This window comes from Streptomyces albospinus (assembly GCF_014648695.1).
GTDB lineage: Bacteria > Actinomycetota > Actinomycetes > Streptomycetales > Streptomycetaceae > Streptomyces > Streptomyces albospinus.
This window is the reverse complement of the sequence record NZ_BMRP01000011.1, coordinates 195,264-209,308: the sequence shown is the minus strand read 5'-3', so window position 1 is coordinate 209,308 and position 14,045 is coordinate 195,264. Positions and strand designations below refer to the sequence as shown.

At 72.2% G+C, this 14,045-nt stretch carries 13 protein-coding genes; 8 read left to right on the top strand and 5 right to left on the bottom strand.

Translation table 11 applies throughout. From position 1 onward, the window contains the following. Positions 1-75 precede the first annotated feature (75 nt). Positions 76-1,524, bottom strand: coding sequence for an FAD-binding oxidoreductase (locus IEZ17_RS17770; protein ID WP_189301206.1), 1,449 nt, complete (start codon positions 1,522-1,524; stop codon positions 76-78). Positions 1,525-1,624: 100 nt separating this feature from the next. On the opposite strand from IEZ17_RS17770, the gene IEZ17_RS17765 reads away from it, so the two are divergent. The 5 genes from IEZ17_RS17765 (at position 1,625) to IEZ17_RS17745 (ending at position 6,252) form a co-directional block, all read left to right on the top strand. After that, positions 1,625-2,617 (top strand): helix-turn-helix transcriptional regulator, encoded by a 993-nt coding sequence (locus IEZ17_RS17765; RefSeq protein ID WP_189301205.1) that lies wholly within the window; start codon positions 1,625-1,627, stop codon positions 2,615-2,617. Between the two features lie 102 nt (positions 2,618-2,719). After that, positions 2,720-3,838 carry a phosphoserine transaminase gene (gene serC, locus IEZ17_RS17760; protein ID WP_189301203.1) on the top strand — a complete coding sequence of 373 codons (1,119 nt, stop codon included), beginning with the start codon at positions 2,720-2,722 and terminating at the stop codon, positions 3,836-3,838. Positions 3,839-4,035: 197 nt separating this feature from the next. Further along, positions 4,036-4,470 (top strand): PPOX class F420-dependent oxidoreductase, encoded by a 435-nt coding sequence (locus IEZ17_RS17755; protein WP_189301201.1) that lies wholly within the window; start codon positions 4,036-4,038, stop codon positions 4,468-4,470. Positions 4,471-4,501: 31 nt separating this feature from the next. Further along, positions 4,502-5,173 (top strand): GDSL-type esterase/lipase family protein, encoded by a 672-nt coding sequence (locus IEZ17_RS17750; RefSeq protein ID WP_189301287.1) that lies wholly within the window; start codon positions 4,502-4,504, stop codon positions 5,171-5,173. Between the two features lie 80 nt (positions 5,174-5,253). Beyond that, positions 5,254-6,252 carry an aldo/keto reductase gene (locus IEZ17_RS17745; RefSeq protein WP_189301199.1) on the top strand — a complete coding sequence of 333 codons (999 nt, stop codon included), beginning with the start codon at positions 5,254-5,256 and terminating at the stop codon, positions 6,250-6,252. 229 nt (positions 6,253-6,481) lie between these two features. Here IEZ17_RS17745 and thpR read toward each other — a convergent pair whose 3' ends face one another. The 3 genes from thpR to IEZ17_RS17730 form a co-directional block, all read right to left on the bottom strand. After that, positions 6,482-7,045 carry an RNA 2',3'-cyclic phosphodiesterase gene (gene thpR, locus IEZ17_RS17740; protein WP_189301197.1) on the bottom strand — a complete coding sequence of 188 codons (564 nt, stop codon included), beginning with the start codon at positions 7,043-7,045 and terminating at the stop codon, positions 6,482-6,484. Between the two features lie 70 nt (positions 7,046-7,115). Beyond that, positions 7,116-8,564 carry an MFS transporter gene (locus IEZ17_RS17735; protein WP_189301196.1) on the bottom strand — a complete coding sequence of 483 codons (1,449 nt, stop codon included), beginning with the start codon at positions 8,562-8,564 and terminating at the stop codon, positions 7,116-7,118. A gap of 28 nt (positions 8,565-8,592) precedes the next feature. Beyond that, the gene (locus IEZ17_RS17730; protein WP_189301194.1) at positions 8,593-9,030 is read right to left on the bottom strand and encodes a MarR family winged helix-turn-helix transcriptional regulator; all 438 of its coding nucleotides are present in this window, start codon (positions 9,028-9,030) and stop codon (positions 8,593-8,595) included. Between the two features lie 141 nt (positions 9,031-9,171). Between IEZ17_RS17730 and IEZ17_RS17725 the strand changes: the two genes are divergently transcribed. Continuing rightward, a complete protein-coding gene (locus IEZ17_RS17725; RefSeq protein ID WP_159508534.1) occupies positions 9,172-9,372 on the top strand; it encodes a ribbon-helix-helix protein, CopG family in 201 nt (66 codons plus the stop codon). 39 nt (positions 9,373-9,411) lie between these two features. Here the strand turns inward: IEZ17_RS17725 and IEZ17_RS17720 are convergent, their stop codons facing one another. Further along, positions 9,412-10,884, bottom strand: coding sequence for an NCS2 family permease (locus IEZ17_RS17720; RefSeq protein ID WP_189301192.1), 1,473 nt, complete (start codon positions 10,882-10,884; stop codon positions 9,412-9,414). Between the two features lie 262 nt (positions 10,885-11,146). Here IEZ17_RS17720 and IEZ17_RS17715 point away from each other — a divergent pair, with 262 nt between their 5' ends. Next, positions 11,147-11,410, top strand: a complete 264-nt coding sequence (locus tag IEZ17_RS17715) for a DUF2530 domain-containing protein (RefSeq protein ID WP_189301190.1) — start codon at positions 11,147-11,149, stop codon at positions 11,408-11,410. An 80-nt stretch (positions 11,411-11,490) separates the two neighbouring features. Then, positions 11,491-13,908: an HAD-IC family P-type ATPase gene (locus IEZ17_RS17710; RefSeq protein WP_189301188.1), complete on the top strand. Its 2,418-nt coding sequence runs from the start codon at positions 11,491-11,493 to the stop codon at positions 13,906-13,908. Positions 13,909-14,045 lie beyond the last annotated feature (137 nt).

Genomic DNA, 14,045 nt, shown 5'->3' with positions numbered 1-14,045 from the left:
CGGGGGCGGCCGTGACTCCCCGGCTCGAACCGGCGACTCGAACCGGCGACTCGAACCGGGGACTCGAACCGGGGATCAGCCCCGCTCCGGCCCGTACGGGTGGAAGCGGAACACGTTCGCCGGGTCGTGGGCGGCTTTGAGGGCGGCCAGCCGCGCCCGCTCCGCCGCTCCATGGGCGCTGCGCGCCACCTCCGCCGCGTCCGCCCGGTCCTGCTGCGCACCGAAGAGGAAGTTGACACTCCGGCCGAGCCGCCAGGGCGCGACCGCCGCCAGCGCCTCGCCGTGCACCGCCCGTACGGTCGCGAGGTCCGCCGCCGGGTCGTCGCCGACCAGTGGCGACAGCAGCCGCAGGGCGAACCGCGCGTCCCGGTGGCCGACCGCCGCGGTCCCCGTCGCCAGCGCGCCGCCCAGGTGGTTCAGCTGGACCACGACCATCACCGGCGCGGCCGGCCCGGTCAGCTCGGCCACCCGGCGCAGCGCCGCCGCGTCCAGGCCGCTGAGCAGCGCGTTGTCTCCGTTGTAGGCATGCGGACCGCTCGGGTCGCGGTGGATGGTGTGCGACTCGGCGTACGGCATCTCGCGCAGCTCGTCGCCGACCGCCGGGCCCAGTGCGCGCAGCGGTGCCACCAGCCGCTCGCCCTCCTCGGCGCTCCCCGTGTACGCGATGCGGATCTGGAGCAGATGGCGCCCGCGCAGCGGCGCGGGCAGCTGCGGGAGGTCGGGGTAGACGATCAGCGCGAGCGACGAGGTCAGCTCGTCGGGGACCGTGTCGGTCCAGCGCAGATACGCGTCCAGCGCGTCCCCGATCTGTGCGCCGTCGAAGACGAGTTGGCCGCCGTAGAGCCGGGCCACCGGCACCAGCCCGAACTCCATCGCGGTCACCACCCCCAGGCCGTGGCCGCCGCCGAGCAGGCCCCGGAAGAGGTCGGGTTCGTGGTCGGCGGTGACCCGTACCCGGCGCGCGTCGGCGGTGACCAGCTCGACGGCCCGCACCTGGTCGGCGGCGTACCCGTAGGTGCGGGCCAGCACCCCGACGCCGCCCCCGAGGGTGTACGAGACGACCCCGACGCCCGGGGACGAGCCGTTGAGCGGCGCGAGCCCGTGGGGGGCCGCCGCCTCGACGACCTGCCCCCAGACGGCGCCCGCCTCGACCCGTGCGGTGCGCGTCTCCGGGTCCACCCGCACCCCGGACATCCGCCGGGTGCTGATCAGCAGCCCGCCGTCGGTCGCGGCGGACAGCCCGTGCCCGGTGGCCTGGACGGCGACCGGCAGCCCCTGCGCGCGGGCGAAGCCGACCGCGGTCGCCACGTCCGCGGCGTCCACCGCTCCGACGATCACCGCCGGCCGGTGCCGGTACGCGGCCTGGAACCCGGAGCGCTCGGCGTCGTACCCCGCGTCCCCGGGGACCAGGACGGGCCCGCCGACCTGCGCCGCGAGGGCGGCCAGGGCGTCGGGGTCGAGCGGGGCGGGGGCGCCGGCGGTGGTGGCGGGGCGGGGCTGCGCGAGAAGCTCTTCGGTCGTCATGCACCGCACTCTGGAGCAATAACCTGACACCTGCCGTCATATATGGAACGACCCCCGGAATCTGAGAGCGCAGGCCGCGGAACCCGGCTATAAACCGGGGGTGAAGTCCGACCGCCTGCTCTCGATCCTGCTGCTCCTCCAGACCCGCGGCCGGGTCCCGGCCAGTGAACTCGCCACGCGGCTGGAGGTCTCCACCCGGACCGTCTACCGCGATGTCGAGTCGCTGTCGGCGGCCGGTGTGCCGGTCTACGCCGAGCGCGGGCGGCACGGCGGGATCGCGCTGCTGCCCGGCTTCCGCACCGACGTGACGGGGATGACCACCGACGAGGCCCGCGCGCTGTTCATCCTGGCCGCGCAGGGCGCGCACACCGCCCTCGGCCTGGACGGCGCGCTGGGCTCGGCGCTGCGCAAGGTGATGGCGGCGCTGCCGGCCCCGCACCGCCCGGCCGCCGAACTCGCGGGCCGCCGCATCCTCGTGGACCCGGACCGCTGGATGAGCGGGCCGCGCCCCGCCGTCGACCTGGACGAGCTGCACAGCGCCGTCTTCACCGACCAGCGGCTGCGGATCCGCTACCGGCACAGCGGCGAGACCCGGCTGCGCACCTACACCGTCGACCCGTACGGGCTGGTCGCCAAGGCCGGCACCTGGTACCTGGTCGCCGATCGGCGCGGCCGGCCGCAGCTGTTCCGGGCCGACCGGGTGGCCTCGGCGACCCTCACCGACGCCCCGGTGCGGCGCCGGCCGGGCGTGGAGCTCGCGGACGTCTGGCAGTTGCTGCGCCGCGGGGTGGAGGAGCGGCCGGCGGACGTCCGGATCACCGCCCGGATCCGCCCGGACCGGCTGGATCTGGCCGTACGGATCCTGGGCGGGGCGCTGACCGGGCCGCCGCGGACCGACGCCCCGGAGGGGGACGGCTGGGCCGTCATCGAGCTGGCGTACCCGGTGCTCCCCGCCGTCCGCCAGCTGCTCCAGTTCGGCGACGCCCTCGAAGTCCTGCACCCGCCCGAGGCCCGCCGGGTCCTGGCCGGCGCCGCGGCCGACCTCACCGCCCTCTACGCGGCGGACACCCCGGCCATGAACGCCACCCCATGAGCGCCGTCCCGCCGCGCCCCCGGCCGTCCACACTCCGGCCGCCGGTCATCTCATCCGCTGGACGCGGCACCCGGCCCCGGCGGGACCCTTTAGGCTTCCTCCGTGGCTGATATCCAGATCCCCGCTGACATCAAGCCCGCCGACGGACGCTTCGGCGCGGGCCCCTCCAAGGTGCGTACGGAGGCGCTCGGTGCCCTCGCCGCCACCGGTTCCTCTCTTCTCGGCACGTCCCACCGCCAGGCCCCGGTCAAGAACCTGGTCGGCAAGGTGCGGGACGGCGTGCGCGACCTCTTCCAGCTCCCCGAGGGCTACGAGGTCGTCCTCGGCAACGGCGGTTCCACCGCGTTCTGGGACGTCGCCACGCACGGCCTGATCGAGAACAAGTCGCAGCACCTGTCCTTCGGCGAGTTCTCCTCGAAGTTCGCCAAGGCCGCCAAGCTGGCGCCGTGGCTGGCCGAGCCCACCGTCATCTCCGCCGACCCGGGCAGCCACCCGGACCCGCGGGCCGAGGCGGGCGTGGACGTCTACGCCTTCACCCACAACGAGACCTCCACCGGCGTCGCCGCCCCCATCCAGCGGGTGTCCGGCGCGGACGAGGGCGCCCTCGTCCTGGTCGACGCCACCTCCGGCGCCGGCGGCCTCCCCGTGGACATCGCCCAGACCGACGTCTACTACTTCGCCCCCCAGAAGTCCTTCGCCTCCGACGGCGGCCTCTGGCTCGGGGTGTTCTCCCCCGCCGCCCTGGAGCGCGCCCGCGCCGTCCACGCGTCCGGCCGCCACATCCCGGAGTTCTTCTCGCTGCCCACGGCGATCGACAACTCCCTGAAGAACCAGACGTACAACACCCCGTCGCTGGCCACCCTCTTCCTGCTCAACGAGCAGCTGGAGTGGATCAACGGCCAGGGCGGCCTGGACTGGGCGGTCGGCCGCACCGCCACCTCCTCGCGCACCCTCTACGGCTGGGCCGAGGACTCCAAGTACGCCACCCCGTTCGTCACCGACCCGGCGAAGCGCTCGCAGGTCATCGGCACGATCGACTTCAACGACGACATCGACGCCGCGGCGATCGCCAAGACCCTGCGCGCCAACGGCATCGTCGACACCGAGCCCTACCGCAAGCTCGGCCGCAACCAGCTGCGTATCGCGATGTTCCCGGCGATCGACCCGTCGGACGTCGAGGCCCTGACGGCCTGCATCGACTACGTGATCGGCCAGCTGTAGCCGCACCGCGCCCCAGCGGCGACGACGGGCCCCGGCGGACCACCGCCGGGGCCCGTCGCATTGCGCAACCCGCCGCGATGGCACGGCAGTTCGGCGCTCGTCTCGCGGATGGCGCCACGCCGTTCCGGACCGGTACGCCCCCCGAACGGACGCACCGCGACGTGACGAAACGGGACGGATGTGCCTCCATGGAGGGCATGACGATTCCTCCCACCCCCGGCCTCGCCCCCTTCGAGCGGCAGGGGACGATCCTGCTCACGACGTACAAGCGGGACGGCAGCGGCGTCGGCACGCCGGTGAACATCGCGGTGGACGGCGACCACGCCTATTTCCGCACCTACGGCAGCGCCTGGAAGGTCAAGCGGATGCGGAACTTCCCCGAGGTGGAGATCCGCGCCGCCACATGGCGCGGCCGGCCCACCGGGCCCGCGTGCCGGGCGCGGGCCCGGCTGCTCGACCCGCAGACCCGCGAATACCGGCGCGCCGAGCGGTCGTTGACGCGCAAGTACCCGCTGATCCACGGGCTGCTGGTGCCGCTGGCGCACCGGCTGAAGCGGGAGCGGACGCTCCACTACGAGCTGCGGCTGATCGAGGGCGAGGAGGCGTGGCCAGCGTCACGTACCCGCGGGTAGCGTTCTCGGACATCATGGCCGGATGAGGATCATGTGCGTCGGCGACTCGATGACGATCGGCAGCGCCGGCGATTTCACGTGGCGCTACCGGATGTGGCAGCACCTGAACGCGGTCTGCCCCGGCCCGTTCCGCATCGTCGGGCCGCGCCACACGCTGCATGACCCGGCCGCCGGCGCCCCCACCTCGTCCGCGTACGGCGACCCGGACTTCCCCCAGGACGCCCGCCGGCATCTCGCGGGGTGGGGCGAGGGCTGGCTGCACATGGCCCCGCTGATCGGCGACGCGGTGCGCGCGCACGCCGCGGACACCCTGCTGGTCTCGCTCGGCCTGATCGACCTCGGCTTCTACACGAACGCGGAGCAGACCGCCGAGAACGTACGGCACTTCGTCGCCGGGGCGCGGGCGGCGGCGCCCCGCATACGGGCGGTGCTGATGCCCGTGATACCGAACGTGCGGGCCGTCGCAGACCCGGACTTCGGCGCGCAGTGCGCCCGCTTCAACGAACTGCTGGCGAAGGAGGTCGCCGATCTCTCCGCGCCCGGCTCGCCGTTGCTGCTGGCCTCCGTGCCGGCCGGCTGGGAGATCGACCGCGCCACGTACGACGGGACGCATCCGTCGGCGCTCGGCGAGCACCTGCTGGCGGGGGCGTTCGCCGACGCGATGCACCAGGCGTGGGGCGTCGGCGGGCCGTACGCCGGATAGCGCAAGCCGGCCGTCCGGTCCGCAACTCCCGTCCGTGTGTCCTTGCTTCGAGCGCACTCCAGCGACTTGGCTGGTCGACCATGAAGTACACGCAGCTCGGACGCACCGGACTCAAGGTCAGCCGACTCGTCCTCGGGACGATGAACTTCGGCCCGCAGACCGACGAGGCCGACAGCCACCGCATCATGGACGCCGCGCTGGACGCGGGCGTCAACTTCTTCGACACCGCCAACGTCTACGGATGGGGCGAGAACAAGGGCCGTACGGAGGAGATCATCGGCTCGTGGTTCGCCCAGGGCGGCGGGCGGCGGGACAAGACCGTGCTGGCCACGAAGGTGTACGGCAACATGGGCCCGGACGGCGTGCCGGCCTGGCCCAACGACGACCGGCTCTCGGCGCTCAACATCCGGCGGGCGGTGGACGCCAGCCTCCGGCGGCTGGGCACGGACCACATCGACCTCTACCAGTTCCACCACGTCGACCGGGACACCCCCTGGGACGAGATCTGGCAGGCCATGGACGTCCTCGTCCAGCAGGGGAAGATCCTCTACGCGGGCTCGTCCAACCACGCGGGCTGGCACCTCGCCCGCGCCAACGAGACGGCCGCCCGCCGGGGTTCGTACGGCCTGGTCAGCGAGCAGTGCCTCTACAACCTCGCGGAGCGGCGGGCCGAGATGGAGGTCATCCCGGCGGCCCAGGGCTACGGCCTGGGGGTGATCCCGTGGTCGCCGCTGCACGGCGGGCTGCTGGGCGGGGCGCTCCGCAAGGAGCGGGAGGGCGGCGGCGCCCGGTCGACCGGCGGACGGGCCGCCGACGCGCTCACCGACCCGGCGACCCGGGCGCAGATCCAGGCGTACGAGGACCTGCTCGACAAGCACGGGCTGGAGCCGGGCGAGGCGGCGCTGGCCTGGCTGCTGACCCGGCCCGGGGTGACCGGGCCGATCGTCGGGCCGCGGACCGCGGACCAGCTCGCCTCCGCCCTGCGGGCCCTGGAGCTGACCCTGCCCGAGGAGCTGCTGGCGTCCCTGGACGAGATCTTCCCGGGGCCGGGCCCGTCGCCGGAGGCGTTCGCCTGGTGACGCGCCGGTGAGCCGTGCCGCGGATGCGCTGAGCGGGCGGCCGGCGGCCGGTGCCCACCGGCCGCTGCCGTACGCCTGTCGCGCGTCCGCGGCACGTCCGCGGCGCAGGTCAGTGCAGCGCCGCCGCCACGACCACGACGACGAGCAGCACGGCGAGCAGACCGGACATGATCCGGTTACGGGTTTTGGGATCCACCCGTCGAGCGTAACCGGCGGCGAATGCCGGGCTTCAGCCGCCCAGCCGCCAGGACGCCACCGCCTCGTAGCGGGGCTGGTTGCCGGGCCCCGGGGCCGGCGGGTGGCTGCGCATCAGGGCGACGTCGGCGACCGTCCAGGGGCTGCTCGCGAAGTCGGCGAGGGCGGCGGCGTACGGGGTGAGGTCCAGCCTGCCGGTGCGGTTGCGGGCGAGGGTGAGGTGCGGGGTGTACGGGCGGTGCTCCTCCATGCGTACGCCCGCCCGGCGGCCGGCCGCCGCCGCCGCGTCCGCGAGGTGCCGCATGGCGGGGCGGTCGCCGTCCGCCCCGGCCCACACCACCCGGTCGTCGAACCGGCCGCCGCCGGCGATCCGCAGCCCGTAGGGATCGTGCCGGTGGGCGGCGCGGGCCAGCCGCTCGTGGAGGTCGGGGAGCAGGTCCTCGGACACCTCGCCGTAGAAGGCGAGGGTGAAGTGCCAGCCGTCGCGGCCGGTCCAGCGCAGCCGGTCGGCGCCCGGCAGCCGCTTCAACAGGGCCACTTCCGCGGCCAGTTGGTCGAGGGCGGGGGCGGGCGGCAGCACGGCGGCGAAGAGTCTCATGGGGTCAGTGTTGCCCAGGGGCGGCGGCGCGGCCGGTTTCCGCGCCGCCGTCCCACCGGTCATCGGCCGCTCAGGCCGCGGCGGCCAGTTCCTTCTCCGCCGGGGTCTCCCCCGGGCCGACCCGCGGGACGAACGCCACGTGCCGGTGCCCGCGCCGCAGGTCGATCTTGAGCCGCAGTCCGCCCACCCGGGCGAGGGCCAGGCCGACCAGCGCCGCGGCGGCCATGGAGACCACCCCACCGGAGAGGAAGCCGATCCGGGGGCCGTACGCGTCGGTGACCCAGCCGACCACCGGGGCGCCGAGCGGTGTACCACCCATGAAGACCATCATGAACAGGCTCATCACCCGGCCGCGCATCGCCGGGTCGGTGGCCATCTGGACGCTGGAGTTGGCGGTGACGTTGATCGTCAGGCCGACCAGTCCGATGGGCGCGAGCAGCGCCGCGAAGATCCAGAAGGACGGCGACAGGGCGGCGGCGATCTCCAGCAGGCCGAAGAGCAGCGCCGCGCCGACCAGCATCCGCAGCCGGGAGCTGCCCCGCCGGGCGGCGAGCAGCGCGCCGATCAGCGAGCCGGCCGCCATCAGTCCGTTGAACAGTGCGTACGTACCGGCCCCGGCGTGGAAGACCTTGTAGACGAACGCGGTCAGCCAGATCGGAAAGTTGAAGCCGAAGGTCCCGATGAAGCCGACGAGGACGATCGGCCAGATCAGGTCGGGGCGGCCGGAGACATAGCGCAGACCCTCCCGCAGCTGCCCCTTGCTGCGCGGGACCCGGTCGACCTTGTGGAGTTCGGCGGTGCGCATCATCAGCAGTCCGGTGATCGGCGCGACGAAGGAGAGGCCGTTGAAGAGGAAGGCCCACCCGCTGCCGAGGGCGGTGATCAGCACACCGGCGACGGCCGGTCCGATCAGCCGGGCGGACTGGAAGTTGGCGGAGTTGAGGCTGACGGCGTTGCGCAGTTCTTCCTGGCCGACCATCTCGGAGACGAACGCCTGCCGGGCCGGGTTGTCGATGACCGTGACGAGGCCGAGGAGGAAGGCCACCAAGTAGACGTGCCAGACCTGCACATGGCCGCTGAGCGTGAGGACGGCGAGGGCCAGGCCGGTCAGTCCCATCGCGGACTGGGTGCAGAGCAGCAGCTTGCGCTTGGCGAAGCGGTCGGTGAGGACACCGCCGTAGAGGCCGAAGAGCAGCATCGGGAGGAACTGGAGGGCGGTGGTGATGCCGACGGCTCCGGAGGAGCCGGTGAGGCTGAGCACCAGCCAGTCCTGGGCGATGCGCTGCATCCAGGTGCCGGTGTTGGAGACCACCTGACCGGTGGCGAAGAGGCGGTAGTTGCGTATGCGGAGCGAGCTGAACGTGCCCTTGCGCGGTGTGGCGGCCGAGCCTGCGGCGATACCGGGGGCCGTCGTGGGGCCCGGGGTGGTCGCGGTCGCGTCGCCGGGTCCCGTGTCGCGCTCAGGGGGGTTGTGGGAGTTCGGTGCGGGGGCGGAGTGTGCTCCGGGTCCCGTACTCAAAGTGGGTTCGCCTCCTCGGCCTGGTGCGTTACAACTGTGCGAGTTTCTCCAGCACGGGCGCGGCGGCCCGCACTTTCGCCCACTCGTCCTCGTCCAGCCCGGAGGCCAGCTCGGCGAGCCAGGCGTTGCGCTTGCGGCGGCTCTCCTCGAGCATCGCCTCGGCCTGTTCGGTCTGGGTGACGACCTTCTGGCGGCGGTCGTCGGGGTGTGCTTCGAGCCGGACCAGACCCTTGGCCTCCAGCATCGCCACGATGCGGGTCATCGACGGCGGCTGCACATGCTCCTTGCGGGCCAGTTCACCGGGGGTGGCCCGGCCGCACCGGGCGAGGGTGCCGAGCACCGACATCTCGGTGGGGCTCAGCGACTCGTCGACCCGCTGGTGCTTCAGGCGGCGGGACAGGCGCATGACGGCGGACCGCAGTGCGTTCACGGCGTCAGCGTCGTCGCCGTTGGACAGTTCCGGCATGGTCGTTAGCATAACTCATTACCCTCTCTAAGTAAAGCATCGGTTTACGGCCTCGGTGGATCGCTCACCGGATCACCCATATGAGTGAGGACGCTGCGGAAAGGGACACACCTGACCGCCTGGTGCGGGGACCGTGTCCGTATGGGATCGAGAGTGCTCAGCCTGCGCGTGGACGGGGAGCTGCTGGAGCGCATTCGGCAGCATGCCGCAAAACGCGGAATGAGCGTCCAGGACTATGTGGTCCGGACGCTCATCCGCGATGACTTCGACGAACGGTTCAAGACGTCGGTCGACGAGACCGAGCGGCTGGGCTGCTGGGGACCGGCCGCCGGACCGTCGTGACGGTCCGCGACCCAGGGTCCGCCCATGGCCCGGCCCGGGTCACCTGACGCCCAGCACCTGCTCGATCGGGTTGAGCAGGAAGTAGACCAGGAAGCAGAGCCCGACCGCGTTCAGCAGCCACGGGATCTCCTTGAAGCGGCCGGTCGCCGTCCGCAGCAGGATGAAGGCCAGCACGCCGATGCCGATGCCGTTGGTGATGCTGTAGGTGAACGGCATCGAGATGATCGTCAGGAACGCGGGGATGCCGACGGTGAAGTCGTCCCAGTCGATGTCCTTGACGTTCGAGGCCGTGATCAGGAAGCCGACGACCAGCAGCGCGGGCGTGGCGGCCTGCGAGGGTACGACGGTCGCCAGCGGCGTGAAGATCAGTGCGAGGAGGAACAGCCCGCCGGTCACCAGGTTCGCCAGGCCCGTGCGGGCCCCCTCGCCGACGCCGGCGGTGGACTCCACGAAGCAGGTGTTGGCGGAGGCGGAGCCGAAGCCGCCGCCCGCGACCGCGATGCCGTCCACCATCAGGATCCGGCCCATGTTCGGCAGGTTGCCGGTCTCGTTGTCGAGCAGCCCAGCCTCCTCGCCGACGCCGATGATGGTGCCCATCGCGTCGAAGAAGCCGGACAGCAGCACGGTGAAGACGAAGAGGCAGCCGGTCAGCACGCCGACTTCCTTGAAGCCGCCGAAGAGGCTGATGTGGCCGATGAGTCCGAAGTCGGGCGCGCCGACGATCTTGTCGGGGACGTTCGGGACGGCCAGTCCCCAGGACGCGTTCGGGATGGTCGCCACCGCGTTGATGATGATCGCGACGACGGCCATGGTGACCATCCCGATCAGGATCGCGCCCTTGGTCTTCCGCACCGTCAGCACGAACATCAGCGTCAGGCCGAGAACGAACACCAGCACCGGCCAGCCCTTGAGCTGACCGCCCTCGCCCAGGCCCATCGGGACGGTGGTGTGCGCGGCGTCCGGATTGCGGGACACGAAGCCCGCGTCGACCAGCCCGACCAGCGAGATGAACAGGCCGATGCCGATCGCGATGGCCCGCCGCAGCCCGTTGGGGATCGCGTCCATGACCCGCTGCCGGAGCCCCGAGGCGACCAGGATCATCAGCACCAGACCGGCGAGCACCACCATGCCCATCGCGTCCGGCCAGCTCATCTTGGGCGCGAGCTGGAGCGAGACGACGGCGTTGATGCCGAGGCCGGCGGCGATGGCGATCGGGACGTTGCCCATCACGCCCATCAGGATCGTGCCGAGACCGGCCATCAGAGCGGTGGCGGTGACCAGCTGGCCGTTGTTGAGGTGGTGGCCGAACTTGTCGACACCGGCGCCGAGGATGATCGGGTTCAGCACGATGATGTAGGCCATCGCGAAGAACGTGGCCAGCCCGCCGCGGAGTTCGCGGCCGACCGTCGACCCCCGCTCGGAGATCTTGAAAAAGCGGTCCAGGCCGTTCTTCGGCGGCTGGGGACCAGGGTTCTTGAGGGTGTCGACCGGCGTGGTGGTCGAGGGCGACATGCGGGACCTCAGTCGTACGGGCCGGGGCGGGCGCGCGGGCCCGAGGGCCGGGAACACGCACAGACGGCGAACAGAAACCAACGAACTGGATCAGAGTGGAGGGATCAGATTGGAGGAATCAACGATCCGAACCGGTCAGTTCCAGAAAGGTTCAGTATGAATAAACAATCCGTTGATCGCTATCTCCGCGCGTAGACACCCCCCGCGCGGGCCGGGGCGGGCGCGGGCCGGCCCCGCACACGGCCCCCGTAAGCTGAGCCCCATGTGGAAGAAGTCCGAACTGCGCGAGGCCCCGGCGCCCCTCGAAGGTCCCGTCGTCGGCACGATCACCGGCGGCACCGTCATCTGGTTCGTGCTCTTCCTCGGCCAGTTGCCCTTCTACAGCTGGTACGCCGACCACGGCCACACCTGGTTCCTGTGGACCTGCCTGGCCGGCGGCGGGCTCGGCCTGCTCGGCGTCTGGTACGTCCGCAGGCGGGACGCGGCGATCAAGCGCGCCGCGGCGGCGGTATCCGACGCCGGCTGACCGCACGCCCGGCCCCAGGGATGTCGCTCCGCCCGCCACCCGGCAGGTGAATCGGGCATTACGCCCGTAACGTCTAGGTCATGACGGACCGGGCGAAGACCGAAGTCGAGGAACCCGAGCGCGGCGGGCCCGCCGGGGCGAGCCGCCGGGTGCCGGCCGTGCGCGGGCTGAGCGCCGCGGAAGTCGCCGAGCGCGTGGCCAGGGGCGAGGTCAACGACGTCCCCGTGCGGTCCTCCCGCTCGACCGCCGAGATCGTCCGCGCCAACGTCTTCACGCGGTTCAACGCCATCATCGGCGTGCTCTTCGCGATCATCCTGGTCATCGGCCCGATCCAGGACGGGCTGTTCGGCTTCGTCATCGTCGCCAACACCGGTATCGGCATCATCCAGGAGCTGCGCGCCAAGAAGACCCTGGACAGCCTGGCGCTGATCGGCGAGGCCCGGCCGACCGTGCGCCGCGACGGGGTCGCCGCCGAGATCCCCACCTCCGAGGTCGTCCTCGACGACGTCATCGAACTCGGCCCCGGCGACAAGGCCATCGTCGACGGCGAGGTGCTGGAGAGCGACAGCCTGGAGATCGACGAGTCGCTGCTGACCGGTGAGGCGGACCCGGTGGTCAAGAAGCCGGGCGATCCCGTGATGTCCGGGAGCTTCGTCGTCGCGGGCGGCGGTGCGTTCACCGCGACCAAGGTCGGCCGGGAGGCGTACGCGGCCCGGCTCGCCGAGGAGGCCAGCCGGTTCACGCTGGTCCACTCCGAACTGCGGACCGGCATCAGCCAGATCCTCAAGTACGTGACCTGGATGATGATTCCGACCGCGCTGGGCCTCATCCTCAGCCATCTGCTGACCCTCGGACTGCCGGGCGACGAAGCGGTCCGCCGGATGGTCGCCGGGATCGTGCCGATGATCCCCGAGGGGCTGGTGCTGCTGACCTCCGTCGCGTTCGCGATCGGCGTCGTCCGGCTCGGCCGCCGGCAGTGCCTGGTCCAGGAACTGCCGGCCATCGAGGGGCTGGCGCGGGTCGACGTCGTCTGCCTGGACAAGACCGGCACGCTCACCGAGGGCGGCATGGACGTGAGCGAACTGCGTCCGCTGGACGGCGCCGACCCCGTCCACGTGCAGCAAGTCCTCGGCGCGTTCGGCGCCTCCGACCCCCGCCCCAACGCCTCCCTCCAGGCCGTCGTCGACGCCTACGCGCCCCTGGACTCCTGGCGCTGCACCGGTACGCTCCCGTTCTCCTCCGCCCGGAAGTACAGCGGCGCGGCCTTCGAGGAGCCCGGCGGCACGCGGTCGGCCTGGCTGCTCGGCGCCCCCGACGTCCTCCTCCCCGACGGCGACCGGCTGCTGCCCGAGATCGACGGCCTCAACGCACAGGGGCTGCGGGTCCTCCTGCTGGCCTGGGCGGACCGGCCGCTGGACCACCCCGACGTCACCCGCGAACTGCGCCCCACCGCACTGGTCGTCCTGGAGCAGCGGCTGCGCCCGGACGCCCCTGCCACCCTCCGCTACTTCGCCGAGCAGGGCGTCCAGACCAAGGTCATCTCCGGCGACAACGCGGTCTCGGTGGGCGCGGTGGCCGCCAAACTGGGCCTGCCCGGCGCCACATCGCCGGTGGACGCCCGCAAGCTCCCCCACGACGACCCGGACGCGATGGCCACGGCCGTGGAGGAGGGCGCGGTCTTCGGCCGGGTCACCCCCCAGCAGAAGCGGGACATGGTCGCCGTCCTCCAGTCGCGCGGCCACCACGTCGCGATGACCGGCGACGGCGTCAACGACGTCCTCGCCCTCAAGGACGCGGACATCGGCGTCTCCATGGGGTCCGGCTCCGAGGCGACCCGTGCGGTGGCCCAGATCGTGCTGCTCGACAACAGCTTCGCCACGCTGCCTTCGGTCGTCGCCGAGGGCCGCCGCGTCATCGGCAACATCACCCGCGTGGCGACCCTCTTCCTCACCAAGACCGTCTACTCGGTGCTGCTCGCCATCCTGGTCGCCTGCGCGCAGATCCCGTACCCGTTCCTGCCGCGCCACCTCACCCTGCTGTCCACCCTGACCATCGGCGTCCCCGCCTTCTTCCTCGCCCTGGCCCCCAACAAGGAGCGCGCCCGCCCGCACTTCGTCCGCCGGGTGATGCGCTACGCCATCCCGTCCGGCCTGATCGCCGGCATCGCGGCCTTCGGCACCTACCTGCTGGCCCGCATCCACTACACCGGGCCGGACGCGCTCCCCGCGCAGACCAGCGCCGCCACCCTGACGCTCTTCCTCATCGCCCTCTGGGTCCTGACGATCATCGCCCGCCCGTACACCTGGTGGCGCATCGCCCTGGTCCTCGCGATGGGGCTGGGCTTCCTGATCGTGCTGGTGACGCCCTGGCTCCAGCGCTTCTTCGAACTGCGGCTGGTCGGCACGACGATGCCGTGGGCGGCGGTGGCGATCGCGGCGGTGGCGGGGGTGCTGCTGGAGCTGGTGTGGCGGTGGGTGGGGCGGCGCTTCCCGGCATAGGCAGAACCGCTGCGGGGGGGGAGAGGCCCCGGTCCTCCACCGCCGCCCGTCAACCCCCCTACTTCACGCGGTCATTGACGGCCGCGCATTCCCACATCACCCCGGACTTCCCGGAATCACAAGAACCCCGGAACGGG

Excerpts from the sequence above, each read along its gene's own strand:
- IEZ17_RS17725 (WP_159508534.1), top strand. The coding sequence starts at position 9,172 with ATGGGATCGAGAGTGCTCAGCCTGCGCGTGGACGGGGAGCTGCTGGAG.
- IEZ17_RS17720 (WP_189301192.1), bottom strand. The coding sequence starts at position 10,884 with ATGTCGCCCTCGACCACCACGCCGGTCGACACCCTCAAGAACCCTGGT.
- IEZ17_RS17710 (WP_189301188.1), top strand. The coding sequence starts at position 11,491 with ATGACGGACCGGGCGAAGACCGAAGTCGAGGAACCCGAGCGCGGCGGG.
- IEZ17_RS17755 (WP_189301201.1), top strand. The coding sequence starts at position 4,036 with ATGACGATTCCTCCCACCCCCGGCCTCGCCCCCTTCGAGCGGCAGGGG.
- IEZ17_RS17715 (WP_189301190.1), top strand. The coding sequence starts at position 11,147 with ATGTGGAAGAAGTCCGAACTGCGCGAGGCCCCGGCGCCCCTCGAAGGT.
- IEZ17_RS17770 (WP_189301206.1), bottom strand. The coding sequence starts at position 1,524 with ATGACGACCGAAGAGCTTCTCGCGCAGCCCCGCCCCGCCACCACCGCC.
- IEZ17_RS17745 (WP_189301199.1), top strand. The coding sequence starts at position 5,254 with ATGAAGTACACGCAGCTCGGACGCACCGGACTCAAGGTCAGCCGACTC.
- IEZ17_RS17750 (WP_189301287.1), top strand. The coding sequence starts at position 4,502 with ATGTGCGTCGGCGACTCGATGACGATCGGCAGCGCCGGCGATTTCACG.
- IEZ17_RS17730 (WP_189301194.1), bottom strand. The coding sequence starts at position 9,030 with ATGCCGGAACTGTCCAACGGCGACGACGCTGACGCCGTGAACGCACTG.
- thpR (WP_189301197.1), bottom strand. The coding sequence starts at position 7,045 with ATGAGACTCTTCGCCGCCGTGCTGCCGCCCGCCCCCGCCCTCGACCAA.